We start from the raw sequence: 24,715 nt of genomic DNA, 5'->3' as shown, positions 1-24,715 counted from the left end.
CTCGCCGCGGTGCTCCAGCACCATACGTACCGCGCGCTCGCGCACCTCGGGTGAAAACTTCGGGGACTTCTTCATGGCTCCATTCTCTAGAGTTGGAGCCTCCTCAAAACCCGGGGCGCTTCACAGAGCAGAAGATCGCTGCGCTTCAAGAGATGTTCCCGGACGACAGCAAGCCCACCAACACGAGCAACGCCGCCCTGGTGCGTCAAGCACTGAGCGAAGACCATGTGCGCGTGAAGAACCTCATCAACGACATGATGGCGTTGGACTTCGAAGGCCGCGATGGTCTGCCGGCGATGAAGCAGATCGCCGCGCTGCGCGATCTGCACGAGAAGGACTTGGCAGAACTGCCGGAGGGCTTCGACGCCAGCATGGTCGACCCGGTCTGGCAGGAGATCGTCACGGGCGCAGACCGCAAGCAGGGCCTCACGGGATTGCGTGCGTGCGCGCTGATGGCCGTGCGCAAAAACCTCAAGGGCGGCCGCATGTGGATCGACCACAGCGAGGACTTCCGCAGCCGTGACGGCATGTTGATCTCCAAGGAGGAATGGAAGAAGAAGCGCAGCGTGCTGATGGGCACGCTGAACATGCCCGTCGATCCTGATCGCTTCATCGAGCCGTTGCTGGCCACGCTTGCCGTCAGCGTGCAGGCGCTGGGCGAGACCGTTGAGGCTGACAAGGTGACGATCGGCGACAAAGGGCAGATGCACATCCCGCCGATCGAGGCGATGGAGGTCGACGAGAACGTCACCAACACCCGCGACGCCATGTTCCGGGCCATCGGTGAGAAGCAGCTCAGCGACGTGATGGTCGAGGTCGACGTCGCATGCAATTTCAGTGAGGCGCTGCTAGGCCGCAAGGCTGACTCCACGAACGAGTTACTCGCCACCTACGGCGCTCTGCTGGCCCACGGCACCGAAGTCTCTGCCAAGTCGGTCTCAGCCATGATTCCAGGCATGGAGGTGTCACAGCTCACCTCCGCCATGCGGTCGCTGGAGGCGCATGGTCGGCTGCGCAAAGCCAACGAACGCGTACTCGCCTATCAGCACCAGTTCGCGATTACCAAACTTTGGGACCGAGGCGACAAGGCGTCGTCGGACATGATGTCCCTGGACGCGACACAGCACCTGTACAGCGCGCGCGTGGATCCGCGCCGGCGCACGCATGCGGTGGGCATCTACACCCACGTGCTGGGCTCCTACGGGATCTTCCACGACGAGGCCATCGTGCTGAACGTCCGTCAGCACAGCATCGCCGTGCAGGGCGCGGAGAGCTACAACGCGTCACGCCAGAGCGACGAGATCAAACTTTCGCTGCTTGCGGTGGACACCCACGGCTACACCAACGCCGCGATGGCGACGGCCAAGGGCCTTGGCTTCGATCTGTGCCCACGGCTCAAGAATCTTTCAGAACAGAAGCTCTTCGTGCCACGGGGCTTCGAAGTGCCGGAATCGCTCGGGCGGGCTGCGGTGGGGACCATCGCCTTGAAGACGATCAAGGCCGGGTATGACGACTTCCTGCGCATGCTGGCATCCGTCAAAATCGGACGGGTCACCCCGAAGTTCCTCCTCGAGAAGCTCGGTAGTGCGGCCCAGGGTGATCCGCTGTTCAAGACATTGGATTCACTTGGCCGGCTTCTTCGGACGATCTACCTGTGCGAGTACCACAGCAACCCAGAGTTTCGGCGCGAGATCCACACCCTGTTGAACAGGGGAGAGTCGGTGCACCAACTTCAGCGCGCGGTCTATTCCGGCCGGCTGGAGCCCGAGCGCGGCCGTCGAGATTCCGAGATGCGCGCCATCTCAGGGTCGCATGCACTCCTATCCAACATCCTCATCGCGTGGAACACAGCGCAGATGCAGGCCGTCGTGGACAAATGGCGCAAGGAGAAGCACAGGCATCCGCTGGAGGACGCATGGTTGCGCCGGATGGGCCCGGCTCACTTCGGCCATGTGAACTTCCGGGGCATGCTGACCTTCAGCATCGACAAGTACGTCGACGCTTTGCTGCGAAACCAGGAGGCCGCGAAACGGCGGGCTCGCGGCTGACGCTGCGGACTTGGGGCTTGAAGCTCCAAACTTGTGCGGTTCTGGGTGCGAAAACTGACGTTTCCGGAATATGGTGCTCTGCGAATCAAACACTTACGGTCGCAGTGGTTTTCAGCGCCGCTGGTTTTTCGTGCAGAAAGTGACGGTCCATGAGTTGGCTCGCGCAGGCTTCGCAGCGACCGTGCGCAGGCTAGGCACCTCGGGTTTACGCTAGATTCAAACCGTCAGTTCTGGCACCGAAACCAACATCACCCCCGTTTCCAGCGGCTCCATCATCGGCACCTGCGAGCGTTGCAGGGGTTGTGTCAGATCGCCGGCGGCCAACACATTGGCAAAGCCCATCACCTCGTTCAGCGCCGCGCGTGCCCGGTAGTTGCGCAGGTGAGAGAGCAGGGCGGCCAGCAACACCCCGCCACCCAGCAGACCCGGCCAGCCCCCCATCGCCCAGGCCGCCGCCCCACCGCCCACGCCGACCATATAGGCCGGCCACTCGGTCAGCCATGGCCGGTCCATGTGCAGGCGCCGCAGCCAGCCCATCAGGCCCGGCATCATCACCGCTCCGGCCCGCAGCCGGATGCGCTGACGGCCTTCGCGGGCCTCGTCCTGCATACGGGCGTACAGGGCCGACGCGCCCGCCACCTGATCGCGCATGGGCACCGTGCGCACTGACACATAGCCCACCGGCTGCCCGCCTCGCAGCAGCGGCGAGACATTGGCCAGCACCCAGTAGTAGTCGCCGTTTTTGCGCCGGTTCTTGACCACGCCCGACCAGGGCCGCCCGCTCTGGATGGTGTCCCACAGGTCGCGGTAGCCCTCGGCCGGCATGTCGGGGTGGCGCAGCAGGTTGTGCGGCTGCCCCATCAGCTCGTCACGGCTGTAACCACTGACGGCGACGAAAGTGGCATTGGCGTGGACGATGCGGCCTTGCAGATCCGTGCAGGACACCAGCGCGGCGCCTGCGGGAATTGAGAACTCCTGATCCGTGACCGGCAGATTCAGTCGCATGCCTTCCCTCCTCGTACGCCTTGCGGGTGGCGATCCGGGTGCATTCACTATGCCCGGATTCACCGGGCGCGGCGAGCGACCTTCAGTCGCTCAGGTCAACCACCACGGGCGCATGGTCACTGGGTCTTTCGTTCTTGCGCGGCAGCTTGTCGATGCTGCAAGCGCGCACGCGGCCGCGCAGCGCCTCGCTGACGAGGATGTGATCAATGCGCAGGCCCTGGTTCTTGCGGAAGGCTAGGTTGCGGTAGTCCCACCAGCTCCAGGACTTCGGGGGCTGATCAAACAGCCGAAAGGCGTCCACCAAACCCAGCGCGACGAGACGCTGGAACTGGGCACGCTCTTCGGGCGTGCAGTGGATCTGGCCCGCCCAAGCCACCGGGTCGTAGACGTCGCGGTCCTCGGGCGCCACATTGAAGTCGCCCATCAGCACCAGGTTTGGATGCGCCTGCAACTCGGCAGCCAGCCAGTCATGCAGTGCATCAAGCCAGCGCATCTTGTAGGCGAACTTGTCGCTGTCCGGCGCCTGTCCATTGGGAAAGTAGCCGCCCACCACACGCATGCCCGCCACAGTGCCAGCAATCACGCGCGCCTGCTCGTCGGCAAAGCCGGGGATGTTCTTCTGCACCGCAGTCGCGGGTTCACGGCTGACCAGCGCGACACCGTTGTAGGTCTTCTGCCCAAACCACTGCACCTGCCAGCCGGCCGCCCCAAAGTCCGAAGTCGGGAACTTGTCGTCCGTCAGCTTGGTCTCCTGCAAGACCAAGGCGTCCACCGGATTGGCTGCCAGCCACTCCAGCACTTGGGGCAGGCGCACGGCCAGCGAATTGACGTTCCAGGTGGCGAGTTTCATGGGTGTGACGCGGGACCGGTCTGCGAGGTCGGCGATAGTAGAGCCACGTGCAGGCTGGAACGCCTGATTGTATTGTCGACAATGTGCATTATGTTAACTGACAAAGCAACCCCGGGAGTGCCTAATTGATCCGTCTGGCGGTGGGCGTGGTCTGGCTGCTGAGCTGGTTGCCCTTCCGTGCGCTGGCGGGCTTGGGCTGGGCGCTGGGGCATGTGGTGGCGTCTGTCCCGAGTTCACGGCGGCGCATCGCGCGCATCAACCTGCGGCTGTGTTTCCCGAACTGGCCGGAGTCGGAACGGCGCGCGCTGGTGCGCCGCAACTTCGTCTGCATGATCCAGATGCTGCTGGAGTACGGCTGGTGCTGGTTCGCGTCGCCCGGGCGGCTGCGGCGCTTGATGCCCATCGAGGGGCTGGAGCATCTGAGAGCACTGGACGGCCGCCCCGTGATCCTGATGATGCCGCACTTCACCGGACTGGACCTGGCGGGCCTGCGGATCTCGATGGAGACGCCGGTGGTCAGCATCTATTCGCGCCAGAAAGACGCCTGGCTGGATGCCTTCTTTCGCAGCCGCCGTTTGCGGCTTGGGACCGGCATCATCTTTTCCCGCCAGCAAGGCACACGCCCAACGCTGCGCGCTCTGAAGGACGGCTATCGGCTGTACTACCTGCCTGACCAGGACTTTGGCGCCCGCGACTCCGTCTTTGTGCCGTTCTTTGGCGTCAACGCCGCCACGATCACCGGGCTCTCACGCATGGCTGCAGCCACAAAGGCGGTCGTGCTGCCCTGCTACCCGCGACGGGATGCCGGCCGCTACACACTCGTCATTGAACCGCCGTTGGACGCCTTTCCATCGGCAGACCCCATGGCCGATGCAGCCCGCATGAACGCCGTGATCGAGCGCCAAATACGAAGCATCCCGGCGCAGTATTTCTGGATGCACAAGCGCTTCAAGTCGCGGCCCGACGGCGAGCGTGACTTCTACGCCAAATCTTGAGCACCCGCAAACTCAGGGCCCTGAGCCGCCGCCTCTGAGCCCCGTGCCGACCTACGGCCCGTGAATGCACCCAAGGCGCCAAGGCCCAGGGCGAGCATCAACCAGCTCTCGGTTCTGGGCGCGACTAGAATGCGTCCCGTCAGGAGAGAGCCGGCTCGCACCAGAGTTGGCCGCCGAAGGCGCAGGGCCCGCAAGGAACCGAACGCTCAGGCAAAAGGACTGACAAAGCGCTGGCGGCGCGTGGCGCCCTGGCGTTCCTCACTGGAGAGAGGTGGCCCTTCTTGAGGCCATCCACCGAAGGGGCAAGCGAGCGCGGGACCTCCCACCGCGTGAGTCAATCTCTCAGGTACCAAGGACAGCGAGGACATGACCCCCGGAACCCACACGGAGCCTCCATGTCCTCCTTGCTACGCACGCCCCTGCACGCCCTGCACCTTGAGCTCGGGGCCAAGATGGTGCCCTTTGCCGGCTACGAGATGCCGGTGCAATACCCCAGCGGAGTGATGGCCGAGCACAAGCACACGCGTGCTGCTGCGGGCCTCTTTGACGTCTCCCACATGGGTCAGGTGCGCCTCGTCGGCGCTGACGCCGCCGCCGCGCTCGAAACCCTGGTGCCGGTCGACATCATCGATCTGCCGGTCTTCAAGCAGCGCTATGCGCTCTTCACGAACGAGGCCGGTGGCCTGCTGGACGACCTGATGGTCTGTCGCCGGCCCGACGATCTGTTCGTGGTGGTCAACGCCGGGTGCAAGGAGCAGGACATTGCCCATCTGCAAACGGCCATTGGCGGTCGTTGCCAAGTCATCCCCTGCCCCGAGCGCGCCCTGCTCGCCCTGCAAGGCCCGCAAGCCGCCGCGGTGCTGGCGCGGCTCCATCCGGGCGTGGCGGCACTCACGTTCATGACCGGCGGCTTCTTTGCGCTGGCGGGTATCGAGACCTTCGTGACCCGCTCGGGCTACACCGGCGAGGATGGCTACGAGATTTCTGTGCATCAGGACGACGCCGTCGCCTTGGCCCGTGCGCTGCTTGGGCACGCTGAGGTGAAGCCGATTGGCCTCGGTGCGCGAGACTCGCTGCGGCTGGAGGCGGGCCTGTGCCTGTATGGCCACGACATCGACACCACGACCACGCCGGTGGAAGCCGCCGTGACCTGGGCGATCCAGAAGGTGCGCCGCCCCGGCGGCGCTCGCGCCGGTGGCTACCCAGGTGCGTCCGTGATCGAGGCGCAACTGGCCAGCGGCACGGCCCGCAAGCGCGTCGGCTTGGTCAGCGCCGAGCGCATGCCGGTGCGTGAAGGCAGCAAGTTGGTGGACGCGAGCGGCGCGGAAGTCGGCACCGTCACCAGCGGCACTGTCGGGCCCACGGTGGGCAAGCCCATCGCCCTCGCCTACGTGGCCATGTCGCACGCGGCTATCGGCACCGAACTCTTCGCCCTCGTGCGCGACAAACGCACGCCCATGACCGTCTGCAGTACCCCCTTCACCCCCAACCGCTACTACCGAGGCTGAACCCGATGAGCATCAAGTACACCCCCGATCATGAATGGCTCGACGTCCATGGCGACGGCACCGCGACCGTCGGCATCACCGTGCATGCGCAGGACGCGCTGGGTGACGTTGTCTTCGTGGACCTGCCCGAAGTGGGCAAGACCTACGCGGCCAAGGACGTGGCTGGCGTGGTGGAGTCGGTCAAGGCGGCGGCGGACGTCTACATGCCGGTGGACGGCGAGATCCTTGAAGTGAACGAAGCGCTGCGCGATGACCCGGCCCTGGCCAACAGCGACCCGCTCAAGGCAGGCTGGTTCTTCAAGGTCAAGCTGGCCACCCCCGGCCAGCTCGATGCCCTGCTTGACGAGACAGGCTACGACGCACTGCTCAAGACCCTCTGATTTCTTCGCCCCCTGCCCTGCCATGCCTACGCCGCTCGATCAACTCGAAAACCCCCGCGAGTTCCACGCCCGTCACCTCGGGCCGGACGCCGCCGATGAAGCCCAGATGTGCCAGGCCATCGGCGTTGCCGACCGTGCGGCGCTGATCGATGCCGTGGTGCCGGTCAGCATCCGGCGCAGCCGTGGCTTGCAGCTGCCGCTGGCCACGACCGAGGCGCAAGCCCTGGCCGAGCTGCGCGCGATTGCCGGCCAGAACCAGGTGCTCAAGAGCTTCATCGGCCAGGGCTACTACGGCACGCACACGCCGGGCGTCATCCTGCGCAACATCCTCGAGAACCCCGCCTGGTACACGGCCTACACGCCCTACCAGGCCGAGATCTCGCAGGGCCGCATGGAAGCCTTGGTCAACTTCCAGACCATGGTCTGCGACCTGACCGGCCTGGCCATCTCCAACGCCAGCATGCTGGACGAGGCCACGGCCGCCGCCGAGGCCATGACTCTGGCCAAGCGCAGCGTCAAGGCCAAGGGCCATGTGCTCGTGGTCTCGGGCGACACCCACCCGCAGACGCTGGAGGTGCTGCAGACCCGCGCCGCGCCACTGGGCCTCACGCTCAAGCTGGCCAATTCCGGCGAGGAGTGGCAAGCCGCCATCGAGGCCGACGACTACTTTGCCGCGCTGGCGCAGTACCCGGCCAGCAGCGGCTGGCTGCACGACTGGAGCGCCTCGGCCGCCACCGTGCACGCCAAGCAGGCTGCCTTCATCGTCGCCACCGACCTGCTGGCCCTGACCCTGCTCAAGACCCCGGGCGAGATGGGCGCCGACATTGCCGTGGGCTCCACCCAGCGCTTTGGTATGCCCATGGGCGCTGGGGGCCCGCACGCCGCCTTCATCGCCTGCCGCGATGAGTTCAAGCGCTCCTTGCCCGGCCGCCTGGTTGGCGTGAGCAAGGACGCTCAAGGCGCCCCGGCCTACCGCCTGGCGCTGCAAACGCGCGAGCAGCACATCCGACGCGAGAAGGCCACCAGCAATATCTGCACGGCCCAGGTGCTGCCAGCCGTGGTGGCCAGCATGTACGCGATCTATCACGGCCCGCAGGGCCTGAGCCGCATTGCCGAGCGCGTGGCGCGCTACCTCGGCATCTTCGTGGCCGGCCTGCAGGCCATGGGCCTCAAGCTCGACACCCATCACCTCGATGCCGGTGCCTTCGACACCGTTGCCCTCAAGGTCGGTGCCGCTGAGGCGGAGCAACTGACGGCGCGTGCCGTGAGCCTGGGCGCCAACTTGCGCCTGTGCTGGGGCGAGTACCTGTGCGTCTCGCTCGACGAGACGACCACGCGTGACGACCTCGCCCTGCTCTGGCAGATCTTTGCGCCCGAAGGCGCGGCACTGCCCTCGGTCGAAGCCCTGGCTGCCACGCCGGACCTGATCCCCGCCGCGCTGCGCCGCACGAGCAACTACCTCACGCACCCAGTCTTCAACACCCACCACAGCGAGACCGAGATGCTGCGCTATCTGCGCAGCTTGGCCGACAAGGACCTGGCGCTGGACCGCAGCATGATCCCGCTCGGTTCGTGCACCATGAAGCTGAACGCCACGGCCGAGATGATCCCCATCACCTGGCCCGAGTTCGCCAACCTGCATCCCTTCGCGCCGCACGAGCAGCTCGCTGGCTATCACGAGCTCAATGCCCAGCTGTGCCGCTGGCTGTCCGAATGCACGGGCTATGCCGGCATCAGCCTGCAGCCCAATGCGGGCTCGCAGGGCGAGTACGCCGGCCTGCTGGCCATCAAGGCCTGGCATGAATCCCGAGGGGACGCGCGCCGCAATGTCTGCCTGATTCCTGAGAGCGCGCACGGCACCAACCCTGCCTCGGCCCAGATGGTGGGCATGCAGGTGGTCGTCACCAAGTGCGACAAGGAAGGCAATATCGACCTGGCCGACCTGCAGGCCAAGTGCGCGCAGCACGCCGACACGCTGGCCGCCATCATGATCACCTACCCCTCGACGTACGGCGTCTTCGACACCCACGTCAAGGAGATCTGCCAGCTCGTGCGCGCGCACGGCGGCCGCGTCTATGTGGACGGCGCCAACATGAACGCCCTGGTCGGCGTGGCGGCGCCGGGCGAGTTTGGCGGCGATGTCAGCCACCTCAACCTGCACAAGACCTTCTGCATCCCGCACGGTGGTGGCGGCCCGGGCGTGGGTCCGGTCTGCGTGGTGGAGGACCTCGTGCCCTTCCTGCCGGCGCATCGCTCGGCCGGCATGGGGAGCGCCAGCAACATCGGTGCCGTCTCGGCGGCCCCCTACGGCAATGCCGCCGTGCTGCCCATCTCGTGGATGTACGTCCGCATGATGGGCGCTGACGGCCTGCAGCTCGCCACCGAGACGGCCATCCTCTCGGCCAACTACGTGGCGGCCCGCCTCTCGGGCCACTACGACATCCACTTCAGCGGCGGCATCGCCGGCGTGAAGGGCGGTGGCGTGGCACACGAGTGCATCCTGGACCTGCGGCCCTTGAAGGACGCCAGCGGTGTCGGCGCCGAGGACGTGGCCAAGCGTCTGATCGACTACGGCTTCCATGCACCCACCCTGTCCTTCCCGGTCGCCGGCACGCTGATGGTGGAGCCCACCGAGAGCGAGTCGCGCTTCGAGCTGGACCGCTTCATCGACGCCATGATCCAGATCCGCAAGGAGATCGCGGCCGTCGAAGCTGGCCGGTGGCCGTGCGAGGACAACCCGCTCGTCAACGCGCCGCACACCGCCCAGGTGGTGGCCGCCAGCGACTGGGCGCACGCCTACCCGCGTGAAGTGGCCGCCTATCCCGTGCCCGCGCTCTTGAAGCAGAAGTACTGGGCACCTGTGGGCCGGGTCGACAACGTCTGGGGTGACCGCAACCTGTTCTGCAGTTGCGTGCCCGTAGCGGACTACGCCTGACGCATCCGCACCGCGCAAACTAGCTCGGGGCGTTGTGGCAAACCAGCCCCTGCGGCCCCGGGGCGGCGCGACACAATCCACCCCGTTGTGCCCGCTGCCGCCCTTCGATCCCCTGCCCCGCCACGCCAGGAGCTGAACCGCAGCCTCCTGCTCGCGGTGCTGCTGCACGGCTGGCTGATCCTGGTGCTGGGCAATGCGGTGGGCACCGCGCCGCCGGGTCAGGGCGTCTGGGGCAGCCTGAGCGTGACCCTGACGGGCCGCAGCGGCGGCTCGCCCGACACCGACCCCACCGCCAGCCAGACCGGCCCGAATGGCGAAGTCGGCCCCGTGGGCCCAGGACGCCAGCGTCGCTTTGGCGGCACCGTCCGGCCCGAGGCGGCACCCAAGCCTGAGGAGCCTGGCGCCGCCGAGCTGGGGCGCTGGAGCGCCGTCGAGGTGCCGCCCGATGGCGCCTCGGGCACCGACCCCGTGCCCGCCCCCACCGCGCGGCTGGAGGCCCCCGAGGCCACGCCCCGGCTGGAGCGTCTGGCGCCCGACCCCACGCCCACCGCTGCTGCGCGCCGCCTGCAGGCCGCCGAGTCAGACCTGCTGCCCATGGCACCGCGCAGCGAGCTGCGGCCCAGCACGCCGCGCCTGGAGCCTTCGGCCGTCAATACGGTGACCCCCATCGTGCCAACGGCCGGCCTGCGCCCGGCCTCGCCCCGCATGCAGGCCAGCGAGAGCGCCCTCGTGCCCTTGGTGCGCGAAGCCCCGGTGCCGGATGCCCGCAGCGCCCGCCTGATGGCCGCTGAGACCGACGTCACGCCGCTGAGCTCGGCTGACGTGCGCCCCGGCGAGCGCCGTGCCGCGCGCCTGGCTGCCGCCGAGTCGCCGGTGCTGCCCATGACCCAGGACCAAGGCCTGCGCGCCACCAGCCGGATCGCGGCGCGGGAGTCCGAGGTGCTGCCGCTGACCCGCCCCGTGGCGCCCCGTCCGCCGTCGCGCAACCTGGCCGCCGCGGACTCCAGCGTCACCCCGCTGGCGCCAACCAGCACCCTGCGCCCGCCCAGCAACGCCGCCGCCCAGGCCACCGTGAAGGCGGCTCGCGCCGAATTTAGCCAGCCGCTGCTGGCGCCCGAACTGCCAGCCGACACCAAGCCCAGCCCCGGCCCTGCCAGTCCTGGCACTGCAGCGCCCGCGCCACCGACGACAACCTCGCCCAGCACGTCGCCCACCGCAGCCCAAGCTGCAACTGCGAGCCCGGCGCCAAGCCCTGGTGCGACCACACCAGCGACCGCACCAACTGCCACACCAGCGAGCACCTCGGCCAGCACGTCACCCACGGCCTCAACCAGCGCGCCATCCAGCACATCGGCCAGCACATCGAACACTGCGTCCAGCACTCCCAGCCCGAGCCCTGGGCCCGTCACCCGTGGAGACCCCAGCCTGCCCCCGCTGGCTCAAGGCACCCCGGGCGCGCGGCCGGCTGCCGGGTCGCCCGAGGCGGGCTCGCGCGTAGGGGCTGACGTGGCCACACCGCCCTCGGCGGCGGCCAGCGCAGCGCCCCCGCCGCTCAATCTCAACCTGCCGCGTGGCCCCATGGCCGCCGCGCGCCGGCCGGGCCTGATTGAGCTGCTGCCTCAGCCGCCCGAACTGGCGCGCAAGAAGACCAAGCTCGAGAAAAGCCTCGAAGAGGCCACCCGTGCCGACTGCCGCGACTCGCACCGCGATGCGGGCCTGCTGGCCGCCCTTCCCATTGCGGTGGACAGCGTGCGCGACAAGGGCTGCAAGTGGTGATGCAGTAAGCGCGGGGCTCAGCGCTTGGTGTCTGGCTGGGCAACGGTTGACGGAGTGACTGAAGGGGCGACCGAAGACGCAGCGCTGGCCGCGTGGACGGGCGCCGTCAGGCCTTCGTGCTCATACCGCTGACCCACATGGACGGCGGTGTAGATGCCAACGGCAATGGCCATCCAGCCACCCAGCCCCATCCCCTTTTTGTTGCGGCAGTTCATGCAGATCTCCTGTTGAATGAATGCCTGCATGGTGCCGGCCGACGCATGGCTGCGCCGCACTAAGTCGACGAATCGACAGCGCCCGCGACCAATGGCGGGCACGCCGGGTGGGCGTCAGGGGCGGGCTGAGGCGATGGGCGCGGTGGCCAGGGCAACGTCACCGCACTGGGCACGGTGGCGCAGCGCGTGGTCCATCAGCACCAGGGCCAGCATGGCCTCGGCAATGGGCGTGGCCCGGATGCCGACGCAGGGGTCATGGCGGCCGAAGGTCTCGACCACGGTAGGCTCGCCAGCCCGGTCGATGCTGGCCTTGGGCAGGCGGATCGAGCTGGTGGGCTTGATGGCGATCTCGGCCACCAGGTCCTGCCCGGTCGAAATGCCGCCCAGCACGCCGCCGGCGTTGTTGCTGGCAAAGCCGGTCGGCGTGAGCTCGTCGCCGTGCTCGCTGCCACGCTGGCTGACGGCGCAAAAGCCCGCGCCGATCTCGACGCCCTTGACCGCGTTGATGCCCATCAGCGCGTAGGCGATGTCGGCGTCAAGCTTGTCAAAGAGCGGGGCACCCAAGCCCACGGGCACGCCAGTGGCTTCAACGCGGATGCGAGCCCCCACCGAGTCGCCTGATTTGCGCAGGGCGTCCATATAGGCCTCCAGCTGCTCGATCTGGCTCACATTGGCGGCAAAGAACGGATTGGCACCCACATGCTCCCAGCCCTCGAAGGAGATGGGCACCTCGCCCAACTGGGTCATGCAGCCGCGAAAGCGCGTGCCGTACTGTTGCTGCAGCCATTTCTTGGCCACGGCGCCAGCGCCGACCATGGGCGCCGTCAAGCGGGCTGAAGAGCGCCCACCGCCGCGTGGGTCGCGCAGCCCGTACTTGCGCCAGTAGGTGTAGTCGGCGTGGCCGGGGCGGAAAGTGTCGAGGATGTTGCCGTAGTCCTTGCTGCGCTGGTCCTGATTGCGGATCAGCAGGCAGATCGGCGTGCCGGTGGTCTGGCCTTCGTAGACGCCGGAGAGGATCTCGACGGCATCAGGCTCGTTGCGCTGGGTGACGTGCCGGCTGGTGCCGGGGCGGCGGCGGTCCAGGTCGGGCTGGATGTCGGCCTCGCTGAGGGCCAGCCCGGGCGGGCAGCCGTCGATCACGCAGCCAATGGCCGGGCCATGGCTTTCGCCGAAGTTGGTGATGCGGAAAAGCGTGCCGAAAGTGCTGCCGGACATCCCAGGCCTGTCTGAAAGTGGACCCGGGATTTTATCGGCCGGCTTCGGAGCCGCTCAGTGCGGTGCGGCGGTGTCGTCGGCGGCGGCTTCCTCAATGGGCCAGTCACGGATGTAGGCCTTGAGCATGCGGTTCTCGAAGTCCTGGCTGTCCACCACGGCACGGGCCACGTCGTAGAAGGAGATCACGCCGATCAGCACCTTGCCGTCCAGCACCGGCATGTAGCGCGCGTGCCGGCCAAGCATCATGCGGCGGACTTCGTCGATCTCGGTGGCCGGGGTGCAGGTCAGCGGCGCGTCGTCCATCACCGTGCGCACCAGGGTGGCCCCGACGGCGCCGCCATTCATCACGATGGCCTGGATGACCTCGCGGAAGGTCAGCATGCCGACCAGATCACCATGCTCCATGACCACCAGGGAGCCGATGTCGTGCTCCGACATCACGGTGACGGCATTCATCAACGGCTGGTCTGGGGAAACGGTGAACAGCGTGCCGCCCTTGACGCGCAGGATGTCGATGACTTTCATGGGGCCTCCGTGTGCAGGTGTCTCGGCAACATAGCACAGCCATGCGCGCGGTCCACCCCTTGAAACCCACCCGCAGCACATTTCGAAGGGGGGCGTTGCGGAGATGCCCGGATGGCGTGTGCGGCGCGCCAGGGCGTCCAATGCGCGCATGAGCACCGAGCGCTACACCTCGTTCCGCGAGTTCTACCCGTTCTACCTGGGTGAGCACACTGACCGGCGCAACCGGCGCCTGCATTTCCTGGGCTCCAGCCTGGGGCTGCTCTGCCTGGGCATGCTGATCGGAACAGGCGAGTGGCGCTGGCTCGGGTTCGGGCTGCTGGCGGGGTATGCCTGCGCTTGGGTGGGGCATTTCTTCTTCGAGCACAACCGCCCGGCCACCTTTCGCTACCCGCTCTACAGCTTTCTCGGTGACTGGGTGATGTACGGCCAGATGTGGCGAGGGAAACTCCCGTTCTGAGCGCCACAGTGATCGCCGAGCGGAGCGGCGAAAATGCCGGGTGCTCCCTGCGGCCCTCCATGCTCCTCGACTTCTCCAGCCTCGCCCACTACGACTGGCTTGACGTTCCCTTGTGGGTCTTCGACCCCGAGCGCCAGTGCAATCTGTGGGCCAATGCGGCGGCGCTGCGCTTTTGGCGTGCCGGCAGCGCCGAGGAATTCCTGGGCCGTGACTTCGCCGAGCACGGCATTGCCGCGCGTGAGCGGGTTGCGGCTGCGGTGGGCCACCTGGCCCAGGGGCGCATCGTGCGCGAGCAGTGGACGCTCTACCCCAATGGCGAACCCAAGACGGTGATGCTGGTGTCGCGCGGCATCCGCCTGCCGGACCGGCGCCTGGGCCTCTTGATGGCGGCCGATTCATTGGGCGGCGGGGCCGACCTGAGCATGCTGCGCGGCGTCGAGGCGCTGAACCACACCTCGATCCGCATTGCCGTCTTCAGCCTGGACGGCGCCGAGCTGCTGATGCGCAACCCGGCAGCGGCCGTCAACTTCGGTGATGCACCGCCGGAGAGCGGCAAGACAGAGTTCAGCCGCCTCTTCGTGCACGAACACGATGCCGAGAGCGTGTTGACGCGCCTGCGCGAAGGCGAGGCCTGCCGCATGGAGGCCGAGCTGCGCACCCAGGGCGGCGCGCGCTGGCACTTGCTGGACGCCCGGCCGATGCGTGACCCGGTGACCAGGGCCGATGTGATGCAGCTCAATGCCCGCGACATCGCCGACCTCAAGGCCAGCCAGGCGGCGCTGGAGGCGGCCCGTCAGGCGGCGGAGTCGGCCAGCCAGGCCAAGAGCAGCTTTTTGGCGAACATGAGCCACGAGATCCGCACGCCGATGAATGGCGTGCTGGGCCTGACTGAGTTGGTGCTGCGCACCGAGCTGACTGACCGCCAGCGCCAGTTCATCCAGATGGCGCACGACTCGGCGCGCGGCCTGATGACCATCATCAACGATCTGCTGGACGTGGCCAAGATCGAGGCCGGCCGCATCGTCATCGAGCGCGAGCCCTTCAGCCTGCACGACTGTGTGTCCGAGGCCCTGCAACCGCTGGTGCTGCAGGCCCAGGGCAAGGGCCTGGCCCTGCATGCCTTCACCGAGCCAGAAGTGCCGCCCGTGCTGCGTGGTGATGCGCTGCGACTGCGCCAGGTGCTGATCAACCTGATCGGCAATGCACTCAAGTTCACCGAGCGTGGCGAAGTGCGGGTGGAGATCCGACGCGCGGAGCGCGAGGCGCTGGACGCCGACGATGTGCATCGCCTGCGCATTGCGGTATCGGACACCGGCATCGGCATGACGGGTGAGCAGGTCAGCCAGATCTTCGACCCGTTCACCCAGGCGGATGGCTCGATCACCCGCCGCTATGGCGGAACCGGGCTCGGCTTGACCATCGTGCAACGCCTGGTGCGCCTGATGGGCGGCGAGGTGCGCGTGGAGAGCACCCCGGGCGTGGGCTCCTGCTTCAGCTTTGACCTGGTGACCTACCAGGCCTGAATTCCTCAGGGCTTCAGGACCACGCTGCCGGTGATGCGGCGCGCTTCCAGGTCGCGGTGGGCGGTGGCAGCATCGGCCAGCGCATAGCGCCGGTCAATGTGCAGCTTGACCTGTCCGCGTGACACGACGTCGAACAGCTCTTGGCCCATCTCCAGCGTGGACTCGCGCGTGGCCAGGTGGGTGAAGATCGTTGGCCGGGTCAGATAGAGCGAGCCCTTGGCGGCAAGCTGGCTGACCTGGAACGGCGGCACGACGCCGGAGGCGTTGCCAAAGCTGACCATCAGGCCAAAGGGGGCGAGGCTGTTCAGCGAGCCCTCCCAGGTGTCGGCGCCGACCGAGTCGTAAACCACGCGGACGCCCCGGCCGCCGGTGATCTCGCGCACCCGCGTGGCGAAGTCCGGCTGGCTGCGGTAGTTGATGGCGAACTCCGCACCGTGGGCAATGGCGGTCTGGCAGCGGTCATCGGTGCCTGCCGTGGCAATCAAGCGCAGGCCCAGGGCGCGCGCCCATTGGCAGGCGATCAGCCCCACCCCGCCCGCCGCCGCATGAAAGAGCACGAACTCCCCCGCCTGCAACCCGCCTTGTGGCAGGGTGCGGCGCAGCAGGTATTGCACGGTCAGGCCCTTGAGCATCATGGCGGCCGCCGTGTCGAAGTCGATGCTGTCCGGCAGCCGCAGCACACAGCGCGCCGGCATCACGCGGTGGCTGCAGTAGGCGCCCGGAGGCTGGCTGGCATAGGCCACGCGATCACCGACCTGGAGGTCGGCCACACCCTCACCCACCGCCTCGATGACACCCGCCCCTTCCATGCCCAGCCGAGCCGGCAATGGCATGGCATAGGTGCCGTTGCGCTGATAGACGTCGATGTAGTTCAGCCCCACGGCCTCATGGCGAATCCGCACCTCACCCGGGCCCGGCTGCCCGACCTCGACCGCCTTCCACTGCATGACCTCGGGGCCGCCTTGGGTGTCGATCACGATGGCATGGGCTTGCATGGCGGTTCCTTGAGGGCGATGGACTGAAGACGGTGCGCGTCTCGGGTATCGTGCGCGCGCTCTGGTCGTTGACTGGGCCCTGGATTCTCCGACGTGCGCATCTCCCCTCGACTCGCTGCAAATTTGACCCTGCCGGCCCTGCTCTGGGCCGGCAACGCCGTGGTGGGCCGCCTGCTGCGCGACCAGATCAGCCCGGTCACGCTGAACGGCCTGCGCTGGAGCCTGGCCCTGCTGTTGTTGGCGCCCTTGGCCTGGCGCGTGCTCAGGCACCCTGGCGAAGTGCTGGCGCGCTGGCGCTACTTCGGCCTGGTCGGCTTCCTGGGCATGGGTTGCTACAACGCCTTGCAGTACCAGGCGCTGCACACCTCGTCACCGCTGAACGTCACCTTGATGGTGGCGAGCATGCCCGTCTGGATGATGGCCGTGGGCGCGCTGTTCTTTGGCGTGCGGCCGCAGCGGCGCGAGGTGCTGGGCGCCGCGCTCTCGACGGCCGGGGTCTTGCTGGTGATTGCGCGGGGCGACTGGCGGGTGCTGGCCGAGTTGCACTTTGTGCCGGGTGACGGCTATATGGTCATCGCGCTCTTCGTGTGGGCGCTGTACTCGTGGTTCCTAGCCCGCCCGCCGGCGTCCATGCAGGGCGCGCAGCGTCCGGTCTGGACCTGGGCGGAAGCCTTGATGGCGCAGTTGATGTTCGGGGCCAGCTTTGCGCTCGGGATGGCCGGCATCGAGCAAGTCGCCGCGCCGGCAGCCATCCACTGGTCACCGGGTCTGGTGGCCGCGCTGGTGTTTGTCGCCGTCGGGCCATCGCTCATCGCCTACCGGTGCTGGAGCGCCGGGGTGGTCGAGGGCGGGCCGGCGCTGGCCGCGCTGGCCAGCAATCTGACGCCGGTCTTTGCGGCCGTGCTGTCGGCCGCGTTGCTGGGCCTGGCACCGGAGTGGTTCCATGGCGTCGCCTTTGCGCTGATCGTGGCCGGGATCGGCGTCTCGCTCAAGCGCCCAGCGTGAACATCGTCCATGTGGATGAGCGCCTGGTCGTGGTGGACAAGCCGTCCGGCTTGCTCTCCGTACCGGGGCGGGGCCCGGACAAGCAGGACTGCGCCAGCAGCCGCGTCCAGGCGATCTACCCCGAGGCCTTGATCGTGCATCGGCTGGACCAGGCCACCTCCGGCCTGCTGGTGCTGGCACGCGGGCCCGACTGGCAGCGCGCTCTGAGCCGCGAGTTTGCCGAGCGGCGCGTGGCCAAGCGCTACGTGGCCGTGGTGCAAGGGCAGTTGGAAGCCGCTGGCTGGCAACTGGTTGATCTGCCGCTGTCTTGCGACTGGCCCAACCGCCCGCGCCAGCAGGTGGACACGGCGCTCGGCAAACCGGCGCTGACGCGCTGGCACGTGCTGCAGCCCGAAGGGCCTGGCCGCACACGCATCGAGCTGGAGCCGGTGACGGGGCGCACCCACCAGCTGCGCGTGCACATGGCGGCCTTGGGACATCCGATCTGCGGCGACCTGCTCTATGGCCCGGCTGAGCCCTCAGCCGAGCGGCTCTTGCTCCATGCGGCCGAGCTGAGCTTGCTGGGCCAGCAATTCCGCGCCGCCCTGCCCTTCTAGCGACCCCTGCTAGGCCAGATAGAGCGCGATGCCAGCCACCAGCGCCGGCACCGCCTGCACGAACAGGATCTTGCGGCTGGCCGTGGCGGCGCCGTACACGCCGGCCACGAAAACGCAACCCAGGAAGAAAGCTTGCGTGGCGACATCGCCGCGCACCAGGCCCCAGACCAAGCCCGCGCCCAGAAAGCCGTTGTAGAGCCCTTGGTTTGCGGCCAGCACCTTGCTGGCTTCGGCGAACTCAGGCGTCAGCCCAAAGGCCTTGCGACCCTTGGGTGTGGTCCAGAGAAACATCTCGAGCACGAGGATGTAGAAGTGCAGCAAGGCCACCAGGCCCACCAACACAGAAGCGACCAGACCCATGCGCGACTCCTTGCTTGTTCGGCGGGCGATGGTCGCAGATCCACCGCAGGCCGTCATCGGTAAATCCATATAGATTGCGTGCAATTTAATTGCCAGCTACATTCTCGCCATGCCTCGTTCAGCCACCCAGCCACAAGCCACCGCCGGTACAGCCGACCCAGCCCACGATCCCCGTGCGGCCTGGCTGCGTCTGGACCAGCAGCTGTGCTTTGCGCTGTACGCCGCATCGCTGGCCACCACCAAGCTCTACAAGCCCCTGCTTGCGCCTCTCGGCCTGACCTATCCGCAGTACCTGGTGATGCTGGTGCTCTGGGAGCAGGATGGCCCAGGCGTCTCTGAGCTTGGGCAGCGCTTGGGGCTGGACTCCGGCACCCTGACGCCGCTGCTCAAGCGCCTGGAGGCCCAGGGCCTGGTGCGGCGCCAGCGCTCGGCGCAGGACGAGCGTCGTGTCCACCTGGCCCTGACGGCTGCCGGCAAACGGCTGCGCGCCCGGGCTCTCGATATCCCGGCCCAGATTGCCTGCGCCACCGGCTGCAATCTCGAAGAAGTCAGCCAACTCACGGCCCGTCTGCACCTGTTGCGTAGCCAACTGACCAGTGCTGCTGACGCCTCAAATTCCTAAGCCTTACCCCTCAACCACCAAGGAGCCCACATGGCCATCGACACCGCCCTCTACACCGCCACTGCCACTGCCACGGGGGGCCGCGCCGGTACCGCCAAGTCTTCGGACGGCGCGCTGGAAGTGACCCTCTCGACGCCCAAGGAATTGCACGGCGCCGGCGGCCCGGGCACCAACCCTGAGCAACTGTTTGCTGCCGGCTATTCGGCCTGCTTCATCGGCGCGATGAAGGCCGTGGCTGCCCGCCAGAAGCAGGTGCTGCCGTCCGAGGTGTCCATCACCAGCCAAGTCAGCATCGGCCCGATGACCGGCAAAGCTGGCGCCTTCGGCATCGCCGTCGTGATGAACATTTCGGTGCCGAGCATGGAGCGTTCCGCACTGGAGGCCCTGGTGGCCGCCGCGCACGAGGTCTGCCCCTACTCGAACGCCACGCGCGGCAACATCGACGTCAGCCTGAACATCGTCTGACGGCTGATCAAGCGGCTGATCAAGCCCGGGCGGCTTGCGACGATTGCGCCCCTAGCAATTCGAGCAGCAGGTCGATCCGGGCCTTCACCGGGCTGGTGCTGCGCGCCACGGGCAGCAGCCCGGGCTCAGTGCTCACCGGCCCCACCAGGCACCGGCTGGCACGCACCACGCGCACGCCGGATTGCTCAGCCAGCCGCAATGCGGCTTCCAAAGGCTGGCTGAGCGTGCCATTGCCCGTCCCGGCCGCGACGAGCCCGTGCACCCCAGCCTGCACCAGCGCTTGCACGGCCCGCCCGTCGGCGTGCACGTGGTTCTCGACGATCTCGACCCAGGGCCAACCGCCGACGGGAGGTAGTGCGAGATGCGCCACCGGCGCAGGTCCATTGGTGATCTCGCCCAGGACGTAGTGGCCGGCCTCGACCTTCCCGGCCAGAGGTTCGTCATCCGACGTGAATGCGTCGACGGCGGTCGTATGGGCTTTGCGCAGCACCCCGGCGGCATGTACCGCGCCCGCCATGCACACCAGGATCGCTCCGCCTGCCGCGGACGCCGCCACGACCAGGGCGTCGGCCAGATTTCTCGGGCCATCGGCATCGGGCGCATTGGCAGGCCGCATCGCTGCGGTGAGCACGATGGGCTTGCTGGGCATCAGCACCTGGTGCAGAAAGTAGGCAGTCTCCTCCAGGGTGTCGGTGCCGTGGGTGATCACGATGCCCCTCACCTCAGGCCGCCGCTGAGCCGCCTGAAGGGCATCCACTAGCGCGAGCCAATCACCGAAGTTCAAGTCCTTGCTATCGATCTGCAGCACTTGCTGAGCCTCGATACGGTAGCCCGCAACGCCCGGCGCCGAGGCCGCCAAGGCAGCAACGGGCAATTGGGCGGCTTGATAACGACCGCTTGTGGCCGGCGATTCGGCCAGCCCCGCGATCGTCCCGCCGGTGCCCAGAACCAAGATCACGGGTGCGCTGCTTGGCATGTGATGGGTTCCTGGTTAAAAATACAGATACTGGACAAACTCACAGGCAGGAGCCTTCGTGCAGAACTCGCCCAAGCTTACCGCCCGGCAGCAACAGATCTTCGATCTCGTCAAGGACGCCATCGAGCAAACCGGCGCACCGCCCACCCGCGCCGAAATCGCGGCGGAGCTGGGCTTCAAGTCAGCCAATGCCGCGGAGGAACACCTTCAGGCACTGGCCCGCAAGGGCGTGATCGAGCTGCTTGGCGGGACCTCGCGCGGCATCCGCTTGAAGTCAGACGCCCTGCGCGCCGTGAACCGTGCCCGTCGGCAAGAGCAGCCCAGCCTGCCAATCCCCGGCATCACCCAGCTGCTGCTGCCTCTCGTCGGCCGGGTTGCCGCCGGCTCGCCCATCCTGGCGCAAGAGCATGTGGAGCAGACATATGCCGTGGAGCCCAGCATGTTCGCGCGTCGGCCTGACTACCTGCTGCGCATCAAGGGCATGAGCATGCGGGACGTCGGCATGCTCGACGGTGACCTGCTTGCCGTGCAATCAACCCGAGAGGCGCGCAATGGCCAGATCGTGGTGGCCCGATTGGGCGACGAAGTGACCGTGAAGCGCTTCAAGCGCAGCGGCGCGGTCATCGAGCTGTTGCCTGAGAACCCCAACTTCAAGCCAATCCGCGTCACCGAGGGCGCCGAGCCTTTTGCCATCGAGGGGCTGGCCGTGGGTCTGATTCGCACGGGAGGCTTTGACTGAAACCGCCCTTGTGGGCCAGACTGGGCAGCCGCTGAGTTGAGGCTGCGCACAAACAAGAAAGCCCGCTGACGCGGGCTTTTCTCATGGTGTTTTGGGGTGGCTGATGGGACTCGAACCCACGACAACAGGAATCACAATCCTGGACTCTACCAACTGAGCTACAGCCACCGTCGAGAGTCGAAGAGTATAGACCAAAACCAGGCCCCTTGCCTCTATGGCAGGCGCCTCGGGCATGGGCTGAACTCAGCCGCCAGCGGCTTCTGAGGCTGCCGGTGCGGGCACCTTGATGCTGGCCTTGTAGTGGGACTTGAGGGCGTTCATGAAGGCGGCGCCTTCCGCGCGAGACCACACGGCCGAGAACTGCTGGCCAGCGCGCTGCGCATCGATGACCTTTTCATCCCGAGCCTGGAGGGCGTTGATGCGGGCCACCAGGTAGCCACCGTCTTCGGTTTCGACGCCGACCCAGGCTGGCAGCTTGGTGGCATCGGCCGATAGCACCGCTTCCAGCGCCTTGCGGGTCAGGTCCTGCGGTGCAGCGCGCGAGATGACTTTGGCGGCAGACAGTCCTTCAGCAGCGTTGCCGGCCTTGAGCGCGGCAAGCCGGTCCTGGCCGACCTTGCGAGCCTGTGCCTGCGCAGCCTTGCGGATCCATGCGTCACGAACTTTGGCCTGAACCTCGGCAAAGGGCAGCACGCGGGCGGGCAGATGCTGAACCACCCGCGCGGACACCAACTGGCTGGGCGCCGTCTCAACGGCTTCGGTATTGCGCTTGTTGCGCAGTGCGTCCGCGCCAAACACGGCGTCCAGCAGCTTGGCCGAAGCCAACGGGCCGGATGCACCGGCAGCGGGCTGCTTCAGCACGGTCGCGGTCTGGACTTGGAGCTTGAGCTTGTCAGCCACCGGCTGCAGGCTGTCGGATTGCTCGTAGACCAGATTGCCGAATTGCTCGGCCGCCTCAGCGTAGCGGCGCTGCGCCAGTTGCTTACGCACTTCGGCCTCGACTTCAGCACGCACGGCCTCGAAAGGCTTCTTGTCGCCACCACGGACGGCGGTGAGCTGGATGATGTGGAAGCCGAAATCCGTTTCGACGAGATCGGAGATCTCGCCCTGCTTCATCGCGTAGACGGCAGCGTCGAACTCCTTGACCATGGCGCCGCGCGAGAAGAAGTCGAGGTCGCCGCCGGACTTGGCGGAGCCTTCATCCTGCGAGTTCTGCTTGGCCACTTCCGCGAAGCTGCCTGGCGCCTTGCGAACCTGGGCTAGCAACTCGGTGGCCTTGGCCTTGGCCTTGTCACGCACGTCCTTGGGATCGTTGCGTTCGGCCTTGATCAGGATGTGGCTGGCGCGGCGCTCTTCCGGCACGCCATAGCGATTGGCGTTCTCAGCGTAGTAGCTGCGGAGGTTGTCCTCGGTGAAGCTCACGTCCTTCTTGAGCGCTTCTAGGTCGAGCACCACGTACTGAATTTGCGCCTGCTCGGGCAGTTGGAACTGGGCGGCGTTGGCGGGGTCCTTGTAGAAAGCTTCCAACTCGGCATCCGTCGGGCTGAGCTTGGCCGCGAACTCCTGCGGGTCGAATCGCTGCACCTGGATCTCACGCTGCTGCAGCAAGGCGTCGAACGCGATCTTTGACGCAGCGGCGCCACCAAAGGCAGATGTCTCCACCCCTTGTGTCACCTGTTGCAGAGCAAGCTGCTTGGCCAGGCGCTGCTTGAGCATGCCGGGCGACATGCCTTGCGCGGCCAGCACGGTCTGATTGACGGTGCCATCGGGGTTGCGCAGGAACTCGAACTGAGGATCGCGCCAGAAGATCTCCGTGATGCGCTGCTCAGACGGCGTGAAGTGCTGGGAGGCTGCCGCAGCTTCAAGCACGCGCTCGCTGACCAGGCCTTCCAGCGCCTGGTACTTGGCGCGCGGCGAGTCGAGCAGCTTGGGGTCGACATTGGGCGACTGCTGGCGCACGCGATTGGTTTGCTCTTTGTGAGCCTGGTCCCACTCGCCCTGCGTGATCTTGCGCCCATCCACCGTGGCCACCGCCGTGTTGGTGCCACCCATCATGCTGGTGTAGCTCTGCATCCCCACAAAGGCGAAGGAGGGCAGGATCAGCAACATCAGAACGAACTGGAACAGCCGGTTGTGTTGGCGGACGAAATCAAACATCTGAACGGTCTCTGAGTTCTGCGTGTGGGCAGTGTCTGGATGCAAGCCGGCGCAGCTGTGTTTGCTGGCAGGACGCACCTCACGCGACAAAGGCGAACCGAGGTTCGCCTTTGCTGAGGTCTAGGGCAAGGACGCGGATTCTAGGCCGCCCTGCAAACCGACTGGTGGGTGCTGACGGGCTCGAACCGCCGACCCGCGCCTTGTAAGGGCGCTGCTCTACCAACTGAGCTAAGCACCCGGATTCATGAACCCGGTGGAGGGTCGGGTCAGTTGACCGCGTCCTTGAGGGCCTTGCCTGGTTTGAACTTGGGCACCTTGGCGGACTTGATCTTGATGGTCGCGCCGGTGCGCGGATTGCGGCCGGAGCGCGCGGCGCGCTTGGTGATGCTGAAGCTGCCGAAGCCGACGATGGAGACGGTCCCGCTCTTCTTGAGCGTGGACTTCACACCACCGATCAGCGCCTCCAGAGCGCGGCCCGCAGCGGCCTTGGAAATGTCGGCCTGTTTGGCGATGTGATCGATCAACTCGGACTTGTTCACGCTGGCAGCCCCCTCTATTCATTGGGAACCCGCAGCCACTTCAAGTGCTCGCGCCATGCGAGGGTCTGAACGGGCGGCGGAAGGAATCTGAACCCCATCAATTGCGCAGTATCTGGACACCCGAAGGCTTCACCACGCGTCGAATACTGCAAATGGGACGGGCATTCTATGCGTTGGACTCCGTCGCAAGAGGCCGGGAAAAGTCCCGATACAAGTAGGCCCCGCGGGCGCCGGGTGCCATCACGGCACCGGGCGGGCTCAGCCGGCCTTCGCGCGGATTTCCGGGATGGCCTTGCGCAGGTAATAGACCATCGACCAGATGGTCAGTACGACGGCGGCGAGGATCAGCCAGGTTCCCCACAGCCGTGTCGTGATGACACCGAACAGCGAGCCGTCGAACAGCAAGAAGGGGATCGCGACCATTTGCACCGTGGTCTTGAGCTTGCCCACCATGTGCACGGCCACGCTGCGGGAGGCGCCGATCTGGGCCATCCACTCGCGCAACGCCGAAATGGCAATCTCGCGCCCCACGATCACCAGGGCCACGAAGGCGTTGACCCGACCGAGTTCCAGCAGGATCAGCAGCGAGGAACACACCAGGAATTTGTCAGCCACCGGGTCCAGGAAGGCGCCGAAGGACGAAGTCTGGTTGAGCTTGCGCGCGAGATAGCCGTCGAGCCAGTCTGTCAGCGCGACGACGACGAACAGCACGGTGGCCACGAGGTTCCGTTCGGCCTGGCTGATCACGTCGAGATAGAACACGCCGACGATCAGTGGGATGGCCACGATCCGGGCCCAGGTGAGCAGAGTCGGCAGTGTCAGGAACATC

The 24,715-nt window shown here is 66.8% G+C and carries 24 protein-coding genes, 2 tRNA genes and 2 riboswitches; of the genes, 13 read left to right on the top strand and 13 right to left on the bottom strand.

The window, feature by feature from the left end; genetic code table 11:
- The first annotated feature begins 152 nt into the window (after positions 1-152).
- Complete coding sequence (locus ABDJ85_RS13875) at positions 153-2,048, top strand: Tn3 family transposase (RefSeq protein WP_347705374.1); 1,896 nt, start codon at positions 153-155, stop codon at positions 2,046-2,048.
- A 216-nt stretch (positions 2,049-2,264) separates the two neighbouring features.
- Here ABDJ85_RS13875 and ABDJ85_RS13870 read toward each other — a convergent pair whose 3' ends face one another.
- Together ABDJ85_RS13870 and xth are read right to left on the bottom strand one after the other, a co-directional pair.
- On the bottom strand, positions 2,265-3,053 hold the full coding sequence (locus tag ABDJ85_RS13870; RefSeq protein WP_347705373.1) for a PAS domain-containing protein: 789 nt from the start codon (positions 3,051-3,053) through the stop codon (positions 2,265-2,267).
- Positions 3,054-3,135: 82 nt separating this feature from the next.
- On the bottom strand, positions 3,136-3,903 hold the full coding sequence (gene xth / locus ABDJ85_RS13865) for an exodeoxyribonuclease III (RefSeq protein ID WP_347705372.1): 768 nt from the start codon (positions 3,901-3,903) through the stop codon (positions 3,136-3,138).
- Between the two features lie 125 nt (positions 3,904-4,028).
- Here xth and ABDJ85_RS13860 point away from each other — a divergent pair, with 125 nt between their 5' ends.
- The 5 genes from ABDJ85_RS13860 to ABDJ85_RS13840 all read left to right on the top strand — a co-directional run bounded on the left by ABDJ85_RS13860 (position 4,029) and on the right by ABDJ85_RS13840 (position 11,497).
- On the top strand, positions 4,029-4,898 hold the full coding sequence (locus ABDJ85_RS13860) for a lysophospholipid acyltransferase family protein (protein WP_347705371.1): 870 nt from the start codon (positions 4,029-4,031) through the stop codon (positions 4,896-4,898).
- Positions 4,899-5,028: 130 nt separating this feature from the next.
- Positions 5,029-5,130, top strand: a riboswitch (glycine riboswitch).
- A 19-nt stretch (positions 5,131-5,149) separates the two neighbouring features.
- A riboswitch (glycine riboswitch) is annotated at positions 5,150-5,267 on the top strand.
- A gap of 26 nt (positions 5,268-5,293) precedes the next feature.
- Positions 5,294-6,406: a glycine cleavage system aminomethyltransferase GcvT gene (gene gcvT / locus ABDJ85_RS13855; protein WP_347705370.1), complete on the top strand. Its 1,113-nt coding sequence runs from the start codon at positions 5,294-5,296 to the stop codon at positions 6,404-6,406.
- A 5-nt stretch (positions 6,407-6,411) separates the two neighbouring features.
- The gene (gene gcvH, locus ABDJ85_RS13850) at positions 6,412-6,786 is read left to right on the top strand and encodes a glycine cleavage system protein GcvH (protein WP_347705369.1); all 375 of its coding nucleotides are present in this window, start codon (positions 6,412-6,414) and stop codon (positions 6,784-6,786) included.
- A gap of 22 nt (positions 6,787-6,808) precedes the next feature.
- Positions 6,809-9,721 (top strand): aminomethyl-transferring glycine dehydrogenase, encoded by a 2,913-nt coding sequence (gene gcvP / locus ABDJ85_RS13845; protein WP_347705368.1) that lies wholly within the window; start codon positions 6,809-6,811, stop codon positions 9,719-9,721.
- An 87-nt stretch (positions 9,722-9,808) separates the two neighbouring features.
- Positions 9,809-11,497 carry a hypothetical protein gene (locus ABDJ85_RS13840; RefSeq protein ID WP_347705367.1) on the top strand — a complete coding sequence of 563 codons (1,689 nt, stop codon included), beginning with the start codon at positions 9,809-9,811 and terminating at the stop codon, positions 11,495-11,497.
- Between the two features lie 17 nt (positions 11,498-11,514).
- On the opposite strand, the gene ABDJ85_RS13835 is transcribed toward ABDJ85_RS13840, so the two are convergent.
- The 3 genes from ABDJ85_RS13835 to ABDJ85_RS13825 are packed head-to-tail and all read right to left on the bottom strand — an operon-like array spanning position 11,515 to position 13,452.
- Positions 11,515-11,814 (bottom strand): hypothetical protein, encoded by a 300-nt coding sequence (locus ABDJ85_RS13835; protein ID WP_347705366.1) that lies wholly within the window; start codon positions 11,812-11,814, stop codon positions 11,515-11,517.
- A gap of 12 nt (positions 11,815-11,826) precedes the next feature.
- Positions 11,827-12,927 (bottom strand): chorismate synthase, encoded by a 1,101-nt coding sequence (gene aroC, locus ABDJ85_RS13830; RefSeq protein WP_347705365.1) that lies wholly within the window; start codon positions 12,925-12,927, stop codon positions 11,827-11,829.
- A gap of 54 nt (positions 12,928-12,981) precedes the next feature.
- Entirely contained in the window at positions 12,982-13,452 is a 471-nt protein-coding gene (locus ABDJ85_RS13825) for a CBS domain-containing protein (RefSeq protein ID WP_347705364.1), read from the bottom strand.
- Between the two features lie 148 nt (positions 13,453-13,600).
- Here ABDJ85_RS13825 and ABDJ85_RS13820 point away from each other — a divergent pair, with 148 nt between their 5' ends.
- Together ABDJ85_RS13820 and ABDJ85_RS13815 are read left to right on the top strand one after the other, a co-directional pair.
- Positions 13,601-13,909, top strand: coding sequence for an Mpo1-like protein (locus ABDJ85_RS13820; protein ID WP_347705363.1), 309 nt, complete (start codon positions 13,601-13,603; stop codon positions 13,907-13,909).
- 59 nt (positions 13,910-13,968) lie between these two features.
- Positions 13,969-15,432, top strand: coding sequence for a hybrid sensor histidine kinase/response regulator (locus ABDJ85_RS13815; protein WP_347705362.1), 1,464 nt, complete (start codon positions 13,969-13,971; stop codon positions 15,430-15,432).
- Between the two features lie 5 nt (positions 15,433-15,437).
- Here the strand turns inward: ABDJ85_RS13815 and ABDJ85_RS13810 are convergent, their stop codons facing one another.
- Positions 15,438-16,427: a quinone oxidoreductase family protein gene (locus ABDJ85_RS13810; protein WP_347705361.1), complete on the bottom strand. Its 990-nt coding sequence runs from the start codon at positions 16,425-16,427 to the stop codon at positions 15,438-15,440.
- 93 nt (positions 16,428-16,520) lie between these two features.
- On the opposite strand from ABDJ85_RS13810, the gene ABDJ85_RS13805 reads away from it, so the two are divergent.
- Together ABDJ85_RS13805 and ABDJ85_RS13800 are read left to right on the top strand one after the other, a co-directional pair.
- Positions 16,521-17,432, top strand: coding sequence for a DMT family transporter (locus ABDJ85_RS13805; protein ID WP_347705360.1), 912 nt, complete (start codon positions 16,521-16,523; stop codon positions 17,430-17,432).
- Entirely contained in the window at positions 17,429-18,028 is a 600-nt protein-coding gene (locus tag ABDJ85_RS13800; RefSeq protein ID WP_347705359.1) for an RluA family pseudouridine synthase, read from the top strand. The genes ABDJ85_RS13805 and ABDJ85_RS13800 overlap by 4 nt, the downstream gene beginning before the upstream one ends.
- 9 nt (positions 18,029-18,037) lie before the next feature.
- On the opposite strand, the gene ABDJ85_RS13795 is transcribed toward ABDJ85_RS13800, so the two are convergent.
- Positions 18,038-18,388: a DUF1304 domain-containing protein gene (locus tag ABDJ85_RS13795; protein ID WP_347705358.1), complete on the bottom strand. Its 351-nt coding sequence runs from the start codon at positions 18,386-18,388 to the stop codon at positions 18,038-18,040.
- A gap of 109 nt (positions 18,389-18,497) precedes the next feature.
- Between ABDJ85_RS13795 and ABDJ85_RS13790 the strand changes: the two genes are divergently transcribed.
- Both ABDJ85_RS13790 and ABDJ85_RS13785 read left to right on the top strand, forming a co-directional pair.
- Positions 18,498-19,010, top strand: a complete 513-nt coding sequence (locus ABDJ85_RS13790) for a MarR family winged helix-turn-helix transcriptional regulator (protein ID WP_347705357.1) — start codon at positions 18,498-18,500, stop codon at positions 19,008-19,010.
- Between the two features lie 30 nt (positions 19,011-19,040).
- Positions 19,041-19,475: an organic hydroperoxide resistance protein gene (locus ABDJ85_RS13785; protein ID WP_347705356.1), complete on the top strand. Its 435-nt coding sequence runs from the start codon at positions 19,041-19,043 to the stop codon at positions 19,473-19,475.
- Between the two features lie 19 nt (positions 19,476-19,494).
- Here ABDJ85_RS13785 and ABDJ85_RS13780 read toward each other — a convergent pair whose 3' ends face one another.
- Positions 19,495-20,433: an asparaginase gene (locus ABDJ85_RS13780; protein WP_347705355.1), complete on the bottom strand. Its 939-nt coding sequence runs from the start codon at positions 20,431-20,433 to the stop codon at positions 19,495-19,497.
- A gap of 76 nt (positions 20,434-20,509) precedes the next feature.
- Here ABDJ85_RS13780 and lexA point away from each other — a divergent pair, with 76 nt between their 5' ends.
- Complete coding sequence (lexA, locus tag ABDJ85_RS13775) at positions 20,510-21,190, top strand: transcriptional repressor LexA (protein ID WP_347705354.1); 681 nt, start codon at positions 20,510-20,512, stop codon at positions 21,188-21,190.
- Between the two features lie 92 nt (positions 21,191-21,282).
- Here lexA and ABDJ85_RS13770 read toward each other — a convergent pair.
- The 5 genes from ABDJ85_RS13770 to pgsA all read right to left on the bottom strand — a co-directional run bounded on the left by ABDJ85_RS13770 (position 21,283) and on the right by pgsA (position 24,714).
- Positions 21,283-21,358 (bottom strand) — tRNA-His (locus ABDJ85_RS13770).
- Between the two features lie 75 nt (positions 21,359-21,433).
- Entirely contained in the window at positions 21,434-23,347 is a 1,914-nt protein-coding gene (locus ABDJ85_RS13765) for a SurA N-terminal domain-containing protein (RefSeq protein ID WP_347705353.1), read from the bottom strand.
- A 162-nt stretch (positions 23,348-23,509) separates the two neighbouring features.
- Positions 23,510-23,585: transfer RNA gene (locus ABDJ85_RS13760), tRNA-Val, on the bottom strand.
- A gap of 28 nt (positions 23,586-23,613) precedes the next feature.
- Positions 23,614-23,886: an HU family DNA-binding protein gene (locus tag ABDJ85_RS13755; RefSeq protein ID WP_347705352.1), complete on the bottom strand. Its 273-nt coding sequence runs from the start codon at positions 23,884-23,886 to the stop codon at positions 23,614-23,616.
- 258 nt (positions 23,887-24,144) lie between these two features.
- Positions 24,145-24,714 carry a CDP-diacylglycerol--glycerol-3-phosphate 3-phosphatidyltransferase gene (gene pgsA, locus ABDJ85_RS13750; RefSeq protein ID WP_347705351.1) on the bottom strand — a complete coding sequence of 190 codons (570 nt, stop codon included), beginning with the start codon at positions 24,712-24,714 and terminating at the stop codon, positions 24,145-24,147.
- Position 24,715 lies beyond the last annotated feature (1 nt).

It is taken from the genome of Roseateles paludis (genome assembly GCF_039872745.1).
Taxonomy (GTDB): domain Bacteria; phylum Pseudomonadota; class Gammaproteobacteria; order Burkholderiales; family Burkholderiaceae_C; genus Pelomonas; species Pelomonas paludis.
This window is presented reverse-complemented; position numbering and strand designations above follow the sequence as displayed.

Bases quoted from the DNA above. Each gene is read 5' to 3' on its own strand.
- ABDJ85_RS13875 (WP_347705374.1), top strand. From the start codon at position 153: ATGTTCCCGGACGACAGCAAGCCCACCAACACGAGCAACGCCGCCCTG.
- ABDJ85_RS13870 (WP_347705373.1), bottom strand. From the start codon at position 3,053: ATGCGACTGAATCTGCCGGTCACGGATCAGGAGTTCTCAATTCCCGCA.
- xth (WP_347705372.1), bottom strand. From the start codon at position 3,903: ATGAAACTCGCCACCTGGAACGTCAATTCGCTGGCCGTGCGCCTGCCC.
- gcvT (WP_347705370.1), top strand. From the start codon at position 5,294: ATGTCCTCCTTGCTACGCACGCCCCTGCACGCCCTGCACCTTGAGCTC.
- gcvH (WP_347705369.1), top strand. From the start codon at position 6,412: ATGAGCATCAAGTACACCCCCGATCATGAATGGCTCGACGTCCATGGC.
- gcvP (WP_347705368.1), top strand. From the start codon at position 6,809: ATGCCTACGCCGCTCGATCAACTCGAAAACCCCCGCGAGTTCCACGCC.
- aroC (WP_347705365.1), bottom strand. From the start codon at position 12,927: ATGTCCGGCAGCACTTTCGGCACGCTTTTCCGCATCACCAACTTCGGC.
- ABDJ85_RS13825 (WP_347705364.1), bottom strand. From the start codon at position 13,452: ATGAAAGTCATCGACATCCTGCGCGTCAAGGGCGGCACGCTGTTCACC.
- ABDJ85_RS13820 (WP_347705363.1), top strand. From the start codon at position 13,601: ATGAGCACCGAGCGCTACACCTCGTTCCGCGAGTTCTACCCGTTCTAC.
- ABDJ85_RS13815 (WP_347705362.1), top strand. From the start codon at position 13,969: ATGCTCCTCGACTTCTCCAGCCTCGCCCACTACGACTGGCTTGACGTT.
- ABDJ85_RS13810 (WP_347705361.1), bottom strand. From the start codon at position 16,427: ATGCAAGCCCATGCCATCGTGATCGACACCCAAGGCGGCCCCGAGGTC.
- ABDJ85_RS13795 (WP_347705358.1), bottom strand. From the start codon at position 18,388: ATGGGTCTGGTCGCTTCTGTGTTGGTGGGCCTGGTGGCCTTGCTGCAC.
- ABDJ85_RS13790 (WP_347705357.1), top strand. From the start codon at position 18,498: ATGCCTCGTTCAGCCACCCAGCCACAAGCCACCGCCGGTACAGCCGAC.
- ABDJ85_RS13785 (WP_347705356.1), top strand. From the start codon at position 19,041: ATGGCCATCGACACCGCCCTCTACACCGCCACTGCCACTGCCACGGGG.
- ABDJ85_RS13765 (WP_347705353.1), bottom strand. From the start codon at position 23,347: ATGTTTGATTTCGTCCGCCAACACAACCGGCTGTTCCAGTTCGTTCTG.
- pgsA (WP_347705351.1), bottom strand. From the start codon at position 24,714: ATGTTCCTGACACTGCCGACTCTGCTCACCTGGGCCCGGATCGTGGCC.